The sequence below is a fragment of the Trichocoleus sp. Lan genome (assembly GCF_039961855.1).
In the GTDB taxonomy this organism is placed as follows: Bacteria; Cyanobacteriota; Cyanobacteriia; order Cyanobacteriales; family FACHB-T130; genus FACHB-T130.
On sequence record NZ_JAMPKA010000010.1, the window covers coordinates 58,755 to 73,234 of the forward strand.

The following is a 14,480-nucleotide window of genomic DNA, read 5'->3' on the forward strand; positions in this document are numbered from 1 at the left end:
TTCTGTTTTAATTTAATTATTGTGCTTCTCCAATAAGAGTAAAAGCCGCCCAGTCTTTCGGATCGGGGTGTTGCTTCATTGTTGTCAGCATCGCCTGACGCATCGCTTGCGCTTTGTCGGGATTCTTTTGAAGGTTTTGATAAAATTCGGTCATTAAGGATGCTGTAGGGGCGTCTGGAACCGACCAGAGGGACACAATTACACTGGGTATACCCGCAGTAATTAAGCTGCGAGATAGTCCGATAACGCCATCGCCGGTAATTTTGCCTCTGCCAGTGTCGCAAGCACTCAGCACGACTAGCTCAGCATTCAGTTTCATGTCTAGAATTTCGCTAGCGGTGAGTAAGCCAGTATCCTGCTCAGATGGAGCGAGAGCGATCGCACCCGGTACACCCAAACCTTGAAAATCATCCAGCAATCCATGTGTCGCCAGATGAATAATCTTTGCTTTGGGCATCTGTTGCGCGATCGCTATTTTGGTCGCTTGCTTGCCAATGAGCGGTTTGGTTTTGAGGAGAAAAGCGATCGCTTTTGCTTCCTGTTCCGCACCCGGTAGCTGAGATAACGGCTCCGATTTCTCCCCAATTTTAGGAGCAACGTTAGGCATTATAGGATTGCCTACCACTAGCACTTCCTTGCCCGATACACGTTGCCGTTGCTTGCGGGTTAGCTCCAGAACCTGAATTGCGGGTGCTGTCACAATAGTGTGTTGTTCGATGAGGTATTTGCCACTGGCATCTTGGAGTGCTGGGAAGGGAACTAGGAACAGTTCACGTTGAGGGATGAAAATAATTCGGTCGTTGGGGTCTTTTGGCAATCGGTCAGCAATCGGTTGAATCAGCAGTTGATGCAGTTGCTGTAATCGTTTATTAGTGCTGGTTTTATCCACGTTAGAGGCAACGGCAAGGCCACGACCTCTAACGCCGATGGAATCACGGCTGCTAGTAACAAGTTCTTCTAGAGAAATATTTTGTTTTTGCCACAGAGGTTTCAGGTCAGCTGTGCGAAACGTTACTTCACCTGTAGGCTTGATGACCCAAATATAGAGTTCTGATTCTTGAGCTTGTTGTTTACCTTGAACTTTGAATGTGTCGTAAATAATCGAATATTGAACAAGAGTGGAGGCTTGCGCTTTAGCAATTTGTTTAATTTGCTCAATGGTAGGAGGTTGAAGGTTAGAAGGTGGAGCTGAACCTTCAACCTGTAACCTGTCATCCTGCAACCTAGCAGCGAGTAATTCCACAAAGGCTCGTGCCCTTCCCCGCTCCGCAATTTCCAGTGCTGGCTCAGTTTTACTCTGGGCAATGAGGACTTTTTGTAATGTCTGGTACGTACCAACTTGCCTTTCAAAGATTGACACTTTATTCGCATCGTTACTGCCTAAGCCCGCTCGAATAGATTCCAGAACCTTAATTCCATCCATTAAAATTGGCTCTGCGGTTACGAAATTGCCTTGTTTATAGAGAGTAAAACCTATATTTTGCAGCGCTATGCCTTCGCTTTCACGGTTTTGAATTTCTTGTGCGATCGCTAACTGTTGCTGAGAGTATTCAAGCGCTTTAGCATAGTCTCCAAGGCGACGGTAAGCCACTCCCAGATTACCTAGTAAAGCTCCTTCATTGCGTCGATCTTTGATTTCTCGTGCGCTCGCCAAACTCTGCTGAGTATAATCAATCGCCTTGGTATAGTCATCTAAATAAAGATAAGCTGTTGCCAGATTGGCTAGTGCCAACCCCTCACTTCGTCGATTTTTAACTTCCTGTGCCATCGCTAACTGCTGCTGAGAGGATTCAATCGCTTTAGCATAGTCTCCAAGGTTACTGTAAGCCACTCCCAGATTGCCCAGTGTCGCCCCTTCGCTTCGTTGGTCTCCTATTTCCCGTGCGTTGGCTAACTGCTGCTGAAGGTAGTCAATCGCCTTGGCATAGTCTCCCAGGGAAACGTAAGCTGCTCCTATATTGGCTACTGCCTTTCCCTCAGCTTGTGGATCTGGAAATCCATCTGCTGCAACGAGCGCCAATACCTGCTGAGAATACTCAATCCCCTTAGGGTAGTTTCCCAGGTTAAGGTAAATCCCTCCCAGATTGGCCAATGCCGCCCTCTCATTAAGTGGGTCTTCTATTTCTCTTGCGATCCCCAACTGCTGCTGAGTGTAATCAATCGCTTTGGCATAGTCACCTAGAGAGTCATGAACCAGTCCTATCCCTCCTAGCGCCAATGCCTCGCCTTTTCGGTTTTTGATGTTCCGGTAGATTAAGAGTGACTGTTCCAAAGACTGTAATGCCGCTGCCCATTGACTGGTAAAATACTGCCCAGCTCCTTGTTTACGTAGGCGATCTGCTTGAGTCTCATAAACCATGTCGATCTTTTCTAGGACCAACTCCTCGCCTCGGCGGTCTTTGAGTTCCTGGTAGATCAAGAGTGCCTGTTGCCAAGACTCTAATGCCGCTTCCTGTTGATTGGCAAGATACTGGTCAAATGCTTGCCCATCCAGTCGCTCTGCTTCCGCTTTCCTTGCATTTGGGGTTTGAGCCAACGCTTGGGGTGCTGTTAAGGGTGCTGGAAGATTGGCAACTGGCGTCACGCCATTGGCAACAAGCATGGCGAATAGCATCAGTCCGATTTTTGGGCATCGCATGGCTGGCTCAACAGGTGTAGATGTGCGGCAGTAGCTACACTGTCATAGCCCAGACACAAAGATACTGTCCAGCGATCGCGGCTGTAACGAAGAGCGGATGCTAGATGTTAAGACTCGCATTGGTGGCGGGATAGCGATCGCTATCCCGCGATTACCAATTAAGCATTCCAAATGCCGGAACCATCCACATCTAACGGTAGGAAAACCGTCATGACCTCACCTTGCTGGGGTCGTTGCCGTACAATCAGTTTTCCTCCTAACGCTTGGAAGAGATTTTTGGTGACGTTGAGATTGAGGCTCAAACATCCGGTTTCTGGCTGAAACATCAATAGCTGACCAATTGACTTGCACGTTGGTGGGTTGTTGTCTGCGGCTAGCGAGTTGCCGCTTTCGTCAGGTTGGTTTTGAGACTGGAGTTGCAATTTTAGCTGGTCTCCGGCGGGTGTCACCTCCACCTGAATATGACCGCCTGCGGGGATGCTGCGAGTGAAGTTTTCAATTAACCCAGTTAGTACCTGATCCAGCATGGCGGGATTACTGACAACAGCGGGGAGCTTTTGCGGTAATACCACCTCTAGGGTTAAGTTGCGACGATTTGCTTGTTTTTGCCAGCGAGGAATGCTGTTTTGGAAGACCTGCGCTACCGACATCGCAGTCAGGTGAACGGGCGAGCGCTTAACGGTTTCTGTTTCTAATTCCACCGCCCGGAAAAACAACTCCATGCGGTCAATTTGCTCGGTACACTCGCGATCGATCGCTTCCAAACGCCTGGTGATGTCCGGTGCTAATTCGTTGCGGCGCTTCAGCAACAGCCGCGTTAAGGTGCGTATGGTACTCAAGGGCGTCCGTACTTCGTGGGCAAACGCTTGAAGTAATTCCACATCATTAGAATTTTGAATTTTAAATTTTGAATTTTCAATTAATTTAGGATTCAAAATTGGCAGTTCGGAATTATCTTCTAGCTCTTTACCTTTTGCTTCTTGCCCACACCCAAGACGGGATAAATCGGCGTCTTTCCGATCGCCTCTGATTTCTTCGGGCAGATGTTTCAATAGCAAGCGGCTAAACTGCATAACGGTTCGATAATCGGGCGCTTGGGGTGCAAAGCGTTCGACTAAAGTTTCTAAATGACTCACTTGATGAAGACTGGTCAGCAACAAGCGCGATCGCAAAGTTTGCCACGCTTGCTCTACCACTTGCGGATCAAAAGAATATTGGAAAGCTGGGGCACCTGTAATATCTTCTCCAACAACCATCACCAAACTAAACCGTGGTGTGAAAATTACGCAAAACTGTTCGCTTGTTAAGGGATCGGCAGGGATTAACGGGAAGTTGGAAGTGGATTGAGGTTCGTTTTCCTTTTGCTGAGTTGTTGCGGGAGGCAGCAGAAATGGCATTAATGCCAGAGGATTAAATCGCTCTGCTGTAAAAATTCCGGTATGTACGCGAGTCATTACCGCTGGGTGGCTCAGAACCGGCACAGGACCCGCTAAAACTAAGCCCAAGGTTTGTGGCGCATCAGGTTTAGCAGGTTCTAGAACTTGCAGCAACAATTGTTCCAAGGCAGCGATCGCTCCACACCACTCCCGCGAGGCACGGGCGTACTCTCGTGCCGTCCGGCTGGCAGGGCGCAATCCATGCGCTTTTTCTGCTGTCTGCTCTACAGAAGGCATAACAGAATTTGCCCCAGTTTGTTCGCTGTGTTCGCTCTGGGCTAATATTTCACTGATGGTTGGTAGTAACCACTTCTTTTGCACAAAGATCCACCCCTTTAACGGCAATCAACTGGCGGTGCGTCTTTTAAACTACTTCTGATTATGAGCGTACCGATAGTTGCCCTCTATCGGTGGTGGTATAACCGAACGAATCAGTGGCAATTCCCGCGCTCTGTTCGGAAAAATTTCTCAGGGTCATCGGGGCACAATCTCCCCATTCATGCTCTAGGAGCCGGTTCTCCCTGATAAATGTCCGTTAATCTCTTGGCAACTCCTCTCCTTATAAAAGTAAGTTCATAAAAGATAAGTTCTTTCCCCTTCCCCGAAACAGAAGCAGCTTCGGGGTTAAGTTTACTGTATAAGACAAAGTATAAGTGTCTTTCCACTCATGCTAAGGGGCAAGGAATAAAGGCATACAAAAAAATGAGCAAAAACCAAAAAGAGTTTTTCGTCAAAAAAACTGATGCAAAAAATGCATTAGGAGCTGATAGAAGAATATCTTTTACCCATCTGTTGATAGAGAAAATTTTACATCTCCAGGCTGATGAAAAGTGTAGAAAAAAACAGAAAGATAAGCAAAGTGCATAAATAAAAAATTGATTCTGTATTTGTGCTGACGGAAGTTATTGAATACTTCTAGGAGGAAAAAAATGACCCTCGACCAAAACAAGCGAGCTGTCGGCGTATTTTCTACACCTGAACAGGCGGAATATGCGCTCAACGAGCTTAGGGACTCTGGTTTTGCCATGAACACAGTTTCTGTGGTGGCACGGGATAGCACTCGGCAAGATGAGGTAGCTGGTGTTGAAGTCAACCCTTACGGAGGTGGCAATGAAGCCGGTGGGGGTGCAGCGGCGGGTGCCTTAGCAGGCGGTGCGGTCGGCGGTTTAGTTGGCGTGCTAGGAGCCTTAAGTGCGTTGGCAGTTCCGGGATTTGGTCCGGTTATCGCAGGAGGTGCGATCGCTTCTATTCTGGGAGATGCTTTAATCGGGGGTGCGGTTGGCGCTGCAACAGGTGGCATTGTCGGCACACTGATAGGTTTAGGAATTCCTGAAGAGCAAGCCAAAGTTTACAACCACCGAGTCTCCCAAGGAGATTATTTAGTAATTGTTGAGGGTACGCAAGACGAAATTAATCGTGCTGAATCGATTTTGAACCGGCAAGGTATTCAGCATTGGGGTGTCTACGATGTGACGGGGGTTTCGGCGGTTCCTGACAATTATGGCGCTTCTTCCTCAACCCCCTTCGATCCGATCAGCAGCACGTATCCTTCCCCATTGGGACTCGATCCCCTGGCGACGGGTTATTCCTCTTCGTTAGGAATGAATCCGCTGGGTGCCGCCTCTCCCGTTGCCTATGTTCCTACAGAAGATAATGTCAATGACAGCGATTTCAGCCGACACAAGCGTGCTGTTGGTGCCTTTGTCAGCCGTCGGGATACGGAAGATGCGCTTCACGAGCTGAGTAATTCTGGCTTTCCGATGAGTAAAGTTTCCGTCGTTGCCAGAGATGCAGACCCCCAGGATCAAATCGCTGGCGTTGAAATGAGCGATCGCGTTGATGACAATAACGTTGATGAAAGCGCAACCACAGGGGCGATTGCAGGGGGTGCTTTAGGCGGTCTGACTGGCTTATTACTCGGTTTGGGTGTATTGGCGATTCCCGGAGTTGGCCCGATTTTGTTGGCTGGTGCTACCGCAACTGCGATCGCAACCACCCTGGCGGGGAGTGGAATCGGCGCAGCCGCAGGTGGCTTGATTGGCGCACTGCTGGGTTTAGGAATTCCTGAAGATCGAGCGCAAGTTTATAACAATCTTGTGGCTCGCGGTGATTATCTGGTTATGGTAGATGGCACCGAAGACGATATCGAACGTGCCGAATCAGTTCTGAGCAATCGCGGCATTCAAGAGTGGGCTATCTACGATGTACCGCCTTCTACAGCTTCGAGAACCAATTCTACCAACCGCATCGTCGAACCTCAGGAGAATCTGACGACTGTGAATGAGATTAAGTCTCAGGATAAAGTAACCCAAGTAAGCGATCGCGTCACGATTGTTGACAATCGGTAGTAACTTTCCCACAATTTCGCGCAAAGGCGCAAAGGCGTTAAGAAAAACTTTGCGTCTTTGCGTCTTGGCACGAAATAATCAAAAGCACTTCTCAATTAAAGTCTCTACCAATCGTTGAAGATGGTCAGTTTCATGCGTTGCCATTACCGAGATCCGAATTCGACTCGTAGGCACCGTGGGAGGACGAATCGCTGGGGCGAAAATGCCGGATGTTTTTAGTTGATGTCCCATTTTTAGCGCTGCTTCTGCACTGTCCAGGGGAAAGCAGAGAATAGGAGATTCAGAAGGCAGCAATTGTAAGGTTAATTGCTGGGCAATCTGCTGTTTGAGAAAATTGACATTATTCCACAAACTAGCGCGGCGTTCCGGTTCTTTTCGGATGATGCGAAGGGCTTCCAATGCCGCAGCGGTATCAGCGGGTGAAAGAGCCGTGGTATAAATCCAACTAGGTGCCCGATTCCGCAAAAAGTCAATCACAGCCGAGTTGCCTGCGACATATCCACCCAAACTGCCTAAAGCTTTGCTGAGAGTGCCGATTTGAATCAACGGGACATTGCTACAGCCAAAATGTTCTACACACCCAGCACCCGTTGCTCCGAGTACCCCTGTGGCATGAGCTTCATCAACGAGCAGCATACAGCTAAATTCCTCCGCCAGCTCTAACAGTCCCGGTAAGGGGCACAAATCGCCATCCATACTGAAGACGCTATCTGTGAGAATCAGGCATCGACGGTATTTTTCCCGGTGTAAATTCAGTTGGGTTTTTAACTCCTCAACATTGCAGTGAGGGTATTCAATAACCATTGCACCGCTAAGAATCGCCCCATTTTTCAGACTGGAGTGATTGTACCCATCAGACACAATCAGATCGCGTTTTCCGACTAAAGCAGCGATCGCACCTAAGTTTGCCAGATATCCAGAACTAAAAACTAAGGCATCTTCAGTTTGTTTGAGGGATGCGATCGCTTTTTCCAATTCCCGATGCAGTTCCCGATGTCCGCTGAGTAACCGAGAACCCGTGCTACCCGTGCCAAATGTCTGAGTAGCTGCTACTGCGGCTTGGATGAGGCGTTCATCCCCCGCGAGTCCCAAGTAGTCATTACTGGCAAAATTGATGACTTCACGCCCCTCCAGCAACACCGTCGCACCCGGACGACTAGCGATCGCTTGCACCGACCGATACCAATCTGCGCGGTGAATGGTGGCGAGGGATTGCTCTACCCAAGCGTAAGGATTCGTTGGCATTTCGATCGGTTATCGCACCTTTAACTTGCCTGTATAGCAGTTCTCACATTGTTGCAACACACTCCTAACCTCACCCCCAACCCCTTCTCTCCACTTTTCGGTGAGGGGACAGTATTGAACCTCTTCCTGCTTGAGGGGAGGGGCAGGGGTGGGGTTAAACCATACTGCGTCCAAACGAGAATTGCTATAAAAGAAAATACAGGAAAAGTGGCAATCATGCTTTCCACCTCCCAGAGACGCTACAGCACCCCTCTATATTTTCATTTTCTCCTTTCACATTCTCCTGGCACAACTCGCAAGCTAAGCTGTCAAATTAGACGCTTGAAAGCTGACGTCAGCACTTGATTCTGGCAAAGGTGGACGCAGGCAAAGATAAGCAAGTGGTCCAAATAAAGGTACTAGCGCCACAGCCCAGAAAATTCGAGCATCCTTTATGCCCCGACGAGCCATATCATCGCCAAACAGTGACGTTAATGGAAACACCAGGCACATGAGACAAAAATCCAAACTGATGAGGTGAACGAATTCCCTGGTTTTAAACTGTTGAATATAATCTCCCCAATCTCCAGCAAATATTGCGTAGGCAAGTAAGCCAATCGTTGTTAACAGTAGGAAAATTCCTGTCCAACGGGAATCTAGAATTTTTAGTAATTTATCCTTCGGTCCAGAAAATTCTTGATTTGATTTTCGGAAAATTAAATAGGGGATCAAACAAATCACACCCGTTCCATTTGCCCCAATGAAATAAGGCCATGAGCGAAACGGTTGCGTTGTGCCATCCGCAAACATCAGACAAGCATAAATCATAGGCCAAACGCCCATGAGCCAGAAGATAGCCACAAGAATTGCATTCACATCTGCCAACTGGAATGTTAACAACTTCCAAACCAGCGAAAACGTCTCTGGTTGAGCAAGTGGATCTAACCATACGGTATAGACAAGAAATGTAATCCATATCAAGAACAAGGCAATTTTTCTGCCCATAATCTTGACCCATAACTTTATACATCAATTATTTAACTTTAAAAGTCCGATAACAGCACTTACCTCCGTCTTAAGTCACACCAACTTGCATTCAAAAGAAAGCCACAGCCTCTCCTTTCTTTCCTCCGCGTCCTCTGCGACCTCCGCGGTTTGTTCTCTCCTAAAAACCTCGAAAATTGTTCACACTCGTGTAGTGTTCGCAACAGACTCTGGTGCTGAACCAGCACCAGAGTCTGGTAAAGGTGGACGAATACAGAGATAGGCAAGGGGTCCCAGTAGAGGAACCAGCGATACTGCCCAAAAAACTGGGGGAATATTGAACCCTCGACGCGCCATATCATCGCCGAGAACGCTCGGAAACAACAGACAGAACAGGCAAAAAGCCAAACTCATGCCATTGACAAAGCGATCGCTTTGGAATTGTTGAATAAACCCTGCCCAATCACCCGCAAGCAAGCCAAATGCTAGCAAGAAAAGCGTGCTGAAATTGAGGATAATACCCGTCCAGCGAGAATCAAAAACTTTCAGCAAGGTATCCTTTTGCCCGGAAAACTCTTGATTCGGTTCCCTCAATGCTAAATAAGGTATTAGGCTAATCACTCCCGTTCCCGCTGAACCCAAAGCAAAAGGCCAGAAACGAATCTTTTGCATCCTCCCATCGACGAACAAAAGACAGCTATAGATGAGTATCCAGATGCCAATCAGGGAAAATATAGAAAGGATAATTGGGTTGACCTGGGTCCACTGACCCGTCAATATATTTTTAATGAGCCTCAGTGTGTCTGGCGTAATTGGCGGTGCCAGCAGCAAAACATAGGAGATAAATCCAGCCCATAATAACCAAAGTGCTGTTTTTCTAGCCATATTTCCATCAAATTTTAATTTCTAGATTGTGCGGGTTGCCGTTCCGTGGAGAAAGCTTCGGCATTAGTTTCTGGTAAGGGAGGACGCAGGCAAAGATAAGCTAAAGCGCCAAACAAAGGAATCAGCACTACTATCCAAAAAAGTGTAGAATTCTTGATTCCCCGACGCGCCATATCATCTCCCAGAAGTGCGGGAAATATTAACCACAGCAGGCAGAAATCCAAACTCATGACATGAACGAAGCGATTTGTCTGGAACTGCTGAATATAATCTGCCCAATTCCCGCCCAATAAGCCATATACAACCAAACTCCCAGCGCCGAATGTTAGTAAAAAACCAAGCCACCGGGAATCGAGTATTTTCAGAAATAAATTCTTTTCTCCGTGAAATTCCTGGTTGGGTTCTCGCAGTGCTAAATAAGGCAACAAAGCAAATGCTCCGACTCCAAAAGAGAACGCCGAAAAAGGCCAAGCTGCTACCTTTTGCTGTTTGCCATCAATGAGCATCAGACAGGCGTAAATCATCGGTACGATGCCCAGAAGATTGAATAGCGTGACGACTAGGGGGTTAATCCCTGTCCATTGACCTGTGGAGAGATTTTTGATAAGTTCAAATGTGCCTGGTTGTTCAGGAGGTGCTAACAGAAAGGCATAGGTAATAAATGCTGCCCAAAGCAACCAAAAGCCAATTTTTCTAGCCATATCAGTGAAGAATGAAAAGCAAAAATTAGAGCTAATCGCAATTAGCCATGTTTATCGTTCGTGGTTCGTGGTGGGCTACCCAATCGCTAATCGCTAATCGCGATTAGCGATTTTCTAAATTAAGCAGGTTGCGTAAGAGCATCCGAGAGATAATCGGCGGCGGCTTCAACGAGTGCGATCGCATTTTCGTACACCATCCGCGTTGGCCCCAAAACACCCACACTTCCCACGGGTACTGAACCCTGCTGGTAAGTTGCAGAAATCAGCGTACAGGTACGCATCGGTTCTAAAGGATTTTCCGAACCAATCCGCACCGTCACCCGCGAACCAGAAGTGACATCTGAGATAGCCGTGACATCTGGTCTAGGCCATTCAAAGATTAAAGGCCACAGCTGGTCTTGTTCCTCTTCCAATAGATGTATAAGCGTCTGCACTTGCTGTAACTCGGAAAATTCTGGCTGACGCAATACTTCAGCGACGCCACGAACCATAATTTGAGTTGTGGCAGGTTGGGAAGTGCGACGGATCAAGTTGGAAAGCAGATTTCGCAAGGAATCGACATATCGTTGAAATTCTCGGTCTAGTTCGCTCCAGTCTAAAGTTGCCAATTCACTGAGCGATCGCCCCCGCAAGTGGCTATTCAGAAAATTCGATAAAATTTGCAACTCCCGATCTACAATTTCTGCGTCCGGTTGCTCATCCTCCGATTCTGAGAGCGGTAACTCCATTAAGACGCTAGTCGTCTCATAAGAATCCGTCACCACAATCAGCATCACCCTTCCCGGATCGAGCTGCACCAGTTGCAAATGCCGCAAACGATTAGTTCGAGTCTGCGGCATCGTGATCAGGGTAATATAACCGCTGAGCGTTGCCAGAATTTGCGCTGCACCCCGCAACACAGTCTCGAAACTCTGATGTTCCAAGTTCAAACGGTTTGTGAATAACTGCTCTACCTGACGCCCCAAGGCTTCAGAAGGCTTAATTAATTGATCGACATAAATTCGATAGCCAGAGTCAGAGGGAACCCGTCCAGCCGAGGTATGGGGTTGATAGAGCAACCCCGCTTTCTCTAAGACGCCCATTGCATTGCGAATCGTCGCTGGACTGACGCACAGATTATACTCGTCTACCAAAGCTTTTGAGCCGACTGGCTCAGCCGTCGCAATATAGTGACGGACAGTTGCCCAGAGAATACGTTGTTGACGGTCAGTCAGACTTACTTGCCTAGCCATTTAAACGAAAGCCGAATTGGATAGGGTTTTAAAAACAATTGGAAATTCCTGGACTTCTGATGATGAATTTCTCAGTAAGTCCGGCGCTCTTGTCAAGCAAGCAGCCGATTAAATATAGGATAGGTTAAAACAGAATAGCAGATGCTGCCTTCTGCCTGCCGGTTCGCCACACCCAGCCAGTAGAAGCATAACAGCCGCCGAACTCCAACCTTAGACATACCATGACGATCGATCGCAGAGTTAGGACATTATCGCTACCCGTAACTCTAGAGTCCACAGTCTCTATCAGGATTGTCTGTAGTCTACTCGACTGCATCGAAGTTTGTCAGCCAAAACCTCTAAATACTTATTTCGCTAGTAAAAATTAAAACAATATCGTGAACCGTATTTAATTAAAAAATCTAGCCCCAGCCTTTTTCCTTAGTAGGGAAGAAAGAGAATTCTTGTCCTCTTGTTGCAGGAAAGGGGTTGGGGAAGAGGTTCCAGCTTCAAGATAGTTTTGTACTGGGATCGTTAGTATTGGGAAATTGTCGGATCGACTCGGATTGAGTAGGCATCGATGCCACCAGCAATATTTTTGACATTGGTGAAGCCTTGCATTTGTAGCCACTGGCACATCTGCGCCGACCGGATGCCATGATGACAGAGAACCAGCGTCTCGGCGTGCGGATCGAACTGGGTATGGATTTGGTCAGCCCAGTCGGCAAATTCCGACAAGGGGAGGTTTTCAAAACCCTCAATGCTGGCGATCGCAACTTCCCGGGGTTCTCGCACATCCACCAATTGCAGACTCTTCGGAGAATCGGCAAGACGGCTGGCAAGTTCTTCTACGCTAATCTGGGGAATATCTTGGCTAAAAGATTGAGCAGACATGAGGTTGTGCAACGCTTGAGATTAACTAAGATTTTAATAGTTAGCAGTCCGATGAGCTGAAATAATAGGTTCTGACATCGGGATTAGTGTTCTTAGCTGAATCGCGCTCACCCAAGGTCTATATTTCACCATGAAGCGACGCTCGTTTTTCTACGTTCTAGCAGCTGGCGTTTTAGTGCTGCTGTTAATTGGTGCCGGTGGCTTTTACTGGTTAAGGGCAAACAGCCCCCTCGCCCTTCTAGGAGGTGGGGAAGTGACGAACCCAACTGCCACCATATTTGTGCCGAAACAGGCACCCGTAATGGTGTCATTGCTTGTGAATCCAGATCGGTTGGAAGGGTTGCGGCAGGCTGTAGCGCGTCCCGCGAACCGCAAGCGATCGCGTGCAGAACTCAACCAATTTAAACAAAGCTTACTCGCGAACACGGATCTGGATTATCGCCGAGATATCCAACCCTGGCTAGGGGATGAAATCACGCTGGCTCTCACCAGCTTAGATTTTGATCGCACCCGTGACAATGGAGAGCAGCGCGGGCTGCTCCTGGCTGTCACGACCAAAAACCCACAACGCAGCCGCGAGTTTGTGGATTTGTTCTGGCAGAAGCAAGCAAATGTCGAGACAGATTTAGTCTTTGAAACTTATAAAGGTGTCAAGCTGATTTATAAGAATCAGGATTCACTCGTCAAAACTCAAGACGCGGTCAATAAAGGCTTTTACAACCGCGATAGATCGGCATTGCCAAAAGACACGATCAACCGCGCCTCAGCTCAAAACTCGGTTGCTACCGCAGTTGTCGGCGATCGCTTTGTGTTGTTTGCCAATAATCCTAGGGTGCTGAAAGAGGCCATTAATAATGTGCAAGCGCCCAATCTCAGCCTTAGCGATTCAACTTCTTATCAGCGGGCAATTGAAAGCATCTCTCAGCCGAAAATTGGTCTGACTTATGTGAATCTTCCGTCACTGGCGAAGTTGCTGGGGAATAATTCACCGATGGAAATTAGCCAGACGTATGAGAGTTTAGCGATCGCTATCTCTCCAAAAACTCAAGGATTGCTGGCAGAAACCGCTTTATTGGCGGCTACCGGGCAGGAAATCTCCCCGACAACTCCTAGCCTATCTCAACCAGTCGGAGCGTTGCAGTATCTACCAGAGAAAATAGCGATCGCCGCTTCTGGTAGTAACTTAGAGCAACTGTGGACTCAACTCACTTCTGGATTAGATAGCGATGATAGCCTTGCTCAACTCATCAATCAACCCATCGCGAATCTCCAAGCGCGTTGGGGCATTGATCTAAAGCAAGATATCTTTAGTTGGGTGCAAGGCGAGTACGCTTTGGGAATGCTACCTCGTCCCGACCGCAAAGATTCAGATTGGATTTTTGTCGCCGAGAAATCAGAAACGACAAAAGCAGAAGCGGCAATCGATCGTCTAGACGCTTCTGCCAAACAGCAAGGGTTGAGCGTTAGCTCATTTACTCTGGAGAATCAACCGATCTCTGCCTGGACAAAACTCACAACCACCGCCGAGAAGAATCAGGGTGACGACCAAGATCCCGTCAAGCTAGAAGCACAGGTGAAAGGAGTTCGCGCCAGTATCGGCAAGTACGAGATTTTCACCACTTCGATTGAAGCAATGAATCAAGCGATTAAGGCTCCGGATAATTCTCTCGTCAAGAGCGATCGCTTCCAGGCAAACATCACCTCTTTACCCCAGCCAAATAACGGCTATTTGTATCTAGATTGGGCATCTAGTCAGGCGTTCTTAGAGCGTCAGCTGCCCATTGTCAGAGTAGTGGAACTGGTGGCGAAACCGTTATTTAACGAACTAAATTCGCTTGCCTTTAGCAGCTACGGCAGCGATGACGGGGTTCGCCGCAGTAAAGTCTTCCTCCGCCTAGGTGCTAAGGCTGAGGAATGATTCGCAAATCGGGGTTAAGGAAAGGGAATTGGTAATCAGTAATCGCTAAAAACTTCCCGCCTCCCCCCTGCTGAGTCATATCCTGTTTGCTAGATTCCCATAAATTCCCGAAACCCCAAGAGAGCTATCTCTTGGGGTTCTCTATTCTTTGGGCTACTGTGTATACACAAGTCTTCTTGAACTGCCAGTCCCGTTTTGCTCCTCAAGCCTTATTTGTAGTCAGTAAAACAGTTACAACGCA

General features: G+C 47.8%; 13 protein-coding genes. 4 read left to right on the forward strand and 9 right to left on the reverse strand.

Annotated elements, in window-relative coordinates; all coding sequences use genetic code 11:
* Nucleotides 1–16: 16 nt before the first annotated feature.
* Both NDA03_RS10965 and NDA03_RS10970 read right to left on the reverse strand, forming a co-directional pair.
* On the reverse strand, nt 17–2,638 hold the full coding sequence (locus tag NDA03_RS10965) for a CHAT domain-containing tetratricopeptide repeat protein (RefSeq protein WP_348238027.1): 2,622 nt from the start codon (nt 2,636–2,638) through the stop codon (nt 17–19).
* A 158-nt stretch (nt 2,639–2,796) separates the two neighbouring features.
* Nucleotides 2,797–4,395, reverse strand: a complete 1,599-nt coding sequence (locus tag NDA03_RS10970) for a HAMP domain-containing sensor histidine kinase (protein WP_348238028.1) — start codon at nt 4,393–4,395, stop codon at nt 2,797–2,799.
* 60 nt (nt 4,396–4,455) lie between these two features.
* Here NDA03_RS10970 and NDA03_RS10975 point away from each other — a divergent pair, with 60 nt between their 5' ends.
* The 3 genes from NDA03_RS10975 to NDA03_RS10985 all read left to right on the forward strand — a co-directional run bounded on the left by NDA03_RS10975 (nt 4,456) and on the right by NDA03_RS10985 (nt 6,422).
* Complete coding sequence (locus NDA03_RS10975) at nt 4,456–4,599, forward strand: hypothetical protein (RefSeq protein WP_190410387.1); 144 nt, start codon at nt 4,456–4,458, stop codon at nt 4,597–4,599.
* Between the two features lie 177 nt (nt 4,600–4,776).
* The gene (locus NDA03_RS10980; protein ID WP_190426155.1) at nt 4,777–4,941 is read left to right on the forward strand and encodes a hypothetical protein; all 165 of its coding nucleotides are present in this window, start codon (nt 4,777–4,779) and stop codon (nt 4,939–4,941) included.
* Between the two features lie 62 nt (nt 4,942–5,003).
* On the forward strand, nt 5,004–6,422 hold the full coding sequence (locus NDA03_RS10985) for a general stress protein (protein WP_348238029.1): 1,419 nt from the start codon (nt 5,004–5,006) through the stop codon (nt 6,420–6,422).
* Between the two features lie 78 nt (nt 6,423–6,500).
* On the opposite strand, the gene bioF is transcribed toward NDA03_RS10985, so the two are convergent.
* From bioF to NDA03_RS11020, 7 genes are all read right to left on the reverse strand, one after another.
* A complete protein-coding gene (gene bioF / locus NDA03_RS10990; RefSeq protein WP_348238030.1) occupies nt 6,501–7,667 on the reverse strand; it encodes an 8-amino-7-oxononanoate synthase in 1,167 nt (388 codons plus the stop codon).
* A gap of 300 nt (nt 7,668–7,967) precedes the next feature.
* Nucleotides 7,968–8,651, reverse strand: a complete 684-nt coding sequence (locus NDA03_RS10995) for a DUF2834 domain-containing protein (protein ID WP_348238031.1) — start codon at nt 8,649–8,651, stop codon at nt 7,968–7,970.
* A 180-nt stretch (nt 8,652–8,831) separates the two neighbouring features.
* Nucleotides 8,832–9,515: a hypothetical protein gene (locus tag NDA03_RS11000; RefSeq protein ID WP_190531521.1), complete on the reverse strand. Its 684-nt coding sequence runs from the start codon at nt 9,513–9,515 to the stop codon at nt 8,832–8,834.
* Nucleotides 9,516–9,529: 14 nt separating this feature from the next.
* Nucleotides 9,530–10,216, reverse strand: coding sequence for a DUF2834 domain-containing protein (locus tag NDA03_RS11005; RefSeq protein ID WP_190525348.1), 687 nt, complete (start codon nt 10,214–10,216; stop codon nt 9,530–9,532).
* 119 nt (nt 10,217–10,335) lie between these two features.
* Nucleotides 10,336–11,448: a heat-inducible transcriptional repressor HrcA gene (gene hrcA / locus NDA03_RS11010; protein ID WP_348238032.1), complete on the reverse strand. Its 1,113-nt coding sequence runs from the start codon at nt 11,446–11,448 to the stop codon at nt 10,336–10,338.
* Nucleotides 11,449–11,572: 124 nt separating this feature from the next.
* Nucleotides 11,573–11,764 (reverse strand): hypothetical protein, encoded by a 192-nt coding sequence (locus NDA03_RS11015; RefSeq protein WP_190531523.1) that lies wholly within the window; start codon nt 11,762–11,764, stop codon nt 11,573–11,575.
* Nucleotides 11,765–11,961: 197 nt separating this feature from the next.
* Nucleotides 11,962–12,321, reverse strand: coding sequence for a rhodanese-like domain-containing protein (locus NDA03_RS11020; protein WP_348238033.1), 360 nt, complete (start codon nt 12,319–12,321; stop codon nt 11,962–11,964).
* A gap of 130 nt (nt 12,322–12,451) precedes the next feature.
* On the opposite strand from NDA03_RS11020, the gene NDA03_RS11025 reads away from it, so the two are divergent.
* On the forward strand, nt 12,452–14,239 hold the full coding sequence (locus tag NDA03_RS11025) for a DUF3352 domain-containing protein (protein ID WP_348238034.1): 1,788 nt from the start codon (nt 12,452–12,454) through the stop codon (nt 14,237–14,239).
* Nucleotides 14,240–14,480 lie beyond the last annotated feature (241 nt).